The 3152-nt window shown below is 31.7% G+C and carries 4 protein-coding genes; all 4 read left to right on the top strand.

Annotated features, from left to right (window positions below; genetic code table 11):
• The first annotated feature begins 233 nt into the window (after positions 1-233).
• The 4 genes from ACIEHO_RS16445 to ACIEHO_RS16430 all read left to right on the top strand — a co-directional run bounded on the left by ACIEHO_RS16445 (position 234) and on the right by ACIEHO_RS16430 (position 3063).
• Positions 234-575 (top strand): hypothetical protein, encoded by a 342-nt coding sequence (locus ACIEHO_RS16445; RefSeq protein ID WP_406973736.1) that lies wholly within the window; start codon positions 234-236, stop codon positions 573-575.
• Between the two features lie 154 nt (positions 576-729).
• Complete coding sequence (locus ACIEHO_RS16440) at positions 730-1236, top strand: hypothetical protein (RefSeq protein ID WP_406973734.1); 507 nt, start codon at positions 730-732, stop codon at positions 1234-1236.
• Between the two features lie 5 nt (positions 1237-1241).
• On the top strand, positions 1242-2345 hold the full coding sequence (locus tag ACIEHO_RS16435) for an SIR2 family protein (protein ID WP_406973732.1): 1104 nt from the start codon (positions 1242-1244) through the stop codon (positions 2343-2345).
• Between the two features lie 226 nt (positions 2346-2571).
• Positions 2572-3063, top strand: a complete 492-nt coding sequence (locus tag ACIEHO_RS16430; protein ID WP_406973730.1) for an XAC2610-related protein — start codon at positions 2572-2574, stop codon at positions 3061-3063.
• The last annotated feature ends 89 nt before the right edge of the window (positions 3064-3152 follow it).

The following is a 3152-nucleotide window of genomic DNA, read 5'->3' as shown; positions in this document are numbered from 1 at the left end:
ATTCTTAAAAATAAGAAGTTTCATGCAGAAATTGAAATTTTAAACTATATTTGAAAGGTTGTGCAACAGGCACAATGTATAAAAATAATAGCGGTTTTAACGCTAAAACGAAAGTAAGTAAATATAAATAAGGTCTATGTTTAACCGAAAAGTTAGTGTATTTTAATCCGCTACTATTCTTATACTTAACGTTGTGTGTAATATCCCAAACAACCGCAAACTGAACTAATAAAATGATTGAATTACAGATTATAAAAGAAAACTTTAAATCGGATTTAAAAAAACTACGGATATTATTAATCATTCTGACTTTAATCCAAATCGGATATATGATTATAATCTTTGCTGACACAAAACTGTGGATTAAACTTGATTTTGACTATAAAGCAAATTGGCTGATTTGGGGACTGAATTTTATTGTAGCAGGAATTTTCCTGTGGTTTAATTGGACAAGAATGCCGATTAAAAAAGCTACTAAAACAAATAATACGTTTATGATTTTGTTTTTAGGAATTATTGGAATGTGGCTATGGATTCCAAACAAAAGTGAAATAAATAAACTGACTGAAAAATAAAAATACTACACACAACACAGTATATAAAAAATTGCTACTTTGTGCTTTACTAATGTTAGTTGCTTTGTTTGCTAGCTTCTGATTTTCCTTCGGAAAATCCTCGCACACAAACACGCAACTTTCCATATACATAAACGTTACCTGCCATTAAAAAATGAATGAACTAATAACAATGATTAATTGGGAAAGTGTATTAACAGGAACATTGACTTTTATCATTGTACTTGCAATAAAGCTAATTTTGGATTTCAAAATTGCTCATTGGTGGATTAAATATTTTTGGTGGCTACCACTTAGAAACTACTTCAGAACAAAGCCAATAAGTATTTCAGGAAATTGGGAAGAAAATTGGGAATTGAAGAGCAGTGAAAAGTTCAAAGAAGAAACTAAAAGACATAGCCACCCTAGAATAAAGCAACAGGGAAATTTTTGCTATGCAGAGTTCATAGCTGATGGGAAAACCTATGGTGTATTTGGAACAATAATGAATGAATATTTCATTGGTGAATGGTATGATATAAATGACCCTATAGGTTATTTTGGAACTTTTCACCTTCAAATCCAAGATTCAAACAATATGGAAGGTAAGTGGCTAGGACATTCTAAATCATTCTATGGGGTAAGAGAAGGAGAATGGAAATGGAAGAAAATCAATAAGTAGTGCCCGTGGAGACTAGAAAAGAAGACATATTACCAATTCAAAATGATAAACCAGAATTAGTCTTCCTTTTTGGAGCAGGAGCTTCTTATGGAGACGGAATACCAGTCCAATCAGACCTAATTCCTCAAATATTAAATGACTCGGACTTACAACTTTCCAAGTCAAATGCAGGAAAACAGATTCGCTCATTTCTCAAAGACAACTTTTCTACCAAGGATAGATTCTCGACATTGGAAGAAGTCTTTGGCTTTATTGACTTCCATTTAAATAATGAATTAAGTCTTTCCAAAAAATGGACAATAAAAGAACTACGAGATTTAAAATCTAATTTCACTAAAGTTCTGCATTATGTCATTAGTAGTAAAACAAAACAAAGTGAACACTTTAGACAGTTTTGGGAAAAAATTAAATTGAACCGAAAAGAAATTGGAGTTATCACAACCAACTATGATACACTCATTGACGAGTCATTTGACAGAATTTACAGTGAGTATCTAATTGATTACTGCATAGACCTAATTAATTTTAGATATCCCGATAATATAACGCCATTTGATTGGTGGGTTAATCCGAATAAACCAGTAACTCAGTTCGGAGATAATAAACCAATTAGAACTAAACTTCTAAAAATACACGGAAGTCTAAATTGGAAATACTGCAATTGCTGTGGACAGGTCGGTTTGACCCCATGGCAACACGGAATAAATTTAAAAACGGACTCATTTGACTCATTTTTTGAAAGCGACATAACAACTTGTCCATTCGACAATAACAGACTCTCTTCATTAATTCAGGTGCCAACACACTTAAAGACAAATACGAATTTCATATTCAACAAACTATATGATGAAGCAGGATTTACAGTGCGGTCGGCAAAGACACTTGTGATAATTGGTTATTCATTTCCAGAAGCTGATGTGCATATCAGAGCTATGATTAAGAGAAATTTCAATCCTGAAAATAAAATTATTGTTGTTAATAAAAGTACAGCCAAAGACCTCATTTACAGATATGAATCTTTATCAAAAAATGTGGACTATCACGAAATGACATTTGAGAGATTTATTAAATCAAGACTATTTGAAAAAATAATAAAAAACGGCAGGTAACAATGTATATAAAAAATAGGCGAGATAGCAGTAAAATAAAGGGTTTTAGCTCGTTTCAAAATTTTTACTTAACTGAAAGTTTAATGCTTCGAAATCGCCTACTTTTCATATACTAACCGTTGCCAGTAATATGAGAAAAACTCTGCTAATATTAATAATTCTGTTTTCATTTGAACTTTATTCGCAAGAAATAATAAAGTTTTCAAATGCGGAATTTGAATTTTGTTTGACAAAAAAATGCGGAGAAACCGACTGTGAAATAACTAAAATTGAGGTTCTGAAAAATGGAATCTTAACGCAAACGATAAAACCGAGCGAAAACTATTTCAGTAAAACTTTTCCAAACGACCAACTTTTTGCAATTGAGGATATGAATTTTGACGGGAAAACTGATTTTAGGCTAATGGAATTTCTTCCTGCTGGACCGAATGTTCCTTTTCTATTTTGGATTTATAATCCGACAAATGAACTCTTTGAAAAAAACACAGAATACGGAGAAATAACTTCACCTGAATTTGATTACGAAAAAAAGCAAATTAATTCAACTTGGAGAAATGGCTGTTGCGAACACGGACGAGATGTTTATGAATTGACAAACGGAATTCCAAAATTGACCGAACGATTTGTTATTGGACACAATTCAGAGGATAAAGAATATTACGAACATTGGAAAGTTGAAAAAGGAGAATTAAAACTAATCGAAAAGAAAGTGGAATAAAATACTACTGGCAACAAAGAACTGAGCTAAAAAACAAATCTTTTTAAGCCATTTTTGAAACAAAGTTTTCATTGTATGGCAATCCCGAT

Origin of the sequence: Flavisericum labens (assembly GCF_045446075.1) — a bacterium.
In the GTDB taxonomy this organism is placed as follows: domain Bacteria; phylum Bacteroidota; class Bacteroidia; order Flavobacteriales; family Flavobacteriaceae; genus Flavisericum; species Flavisericum labens.
The sequence above is the reverse complement of the archived record's forward strand: the minus strand, read 5'-3'. Positions and strand labels throughout refer to the sequence as shown.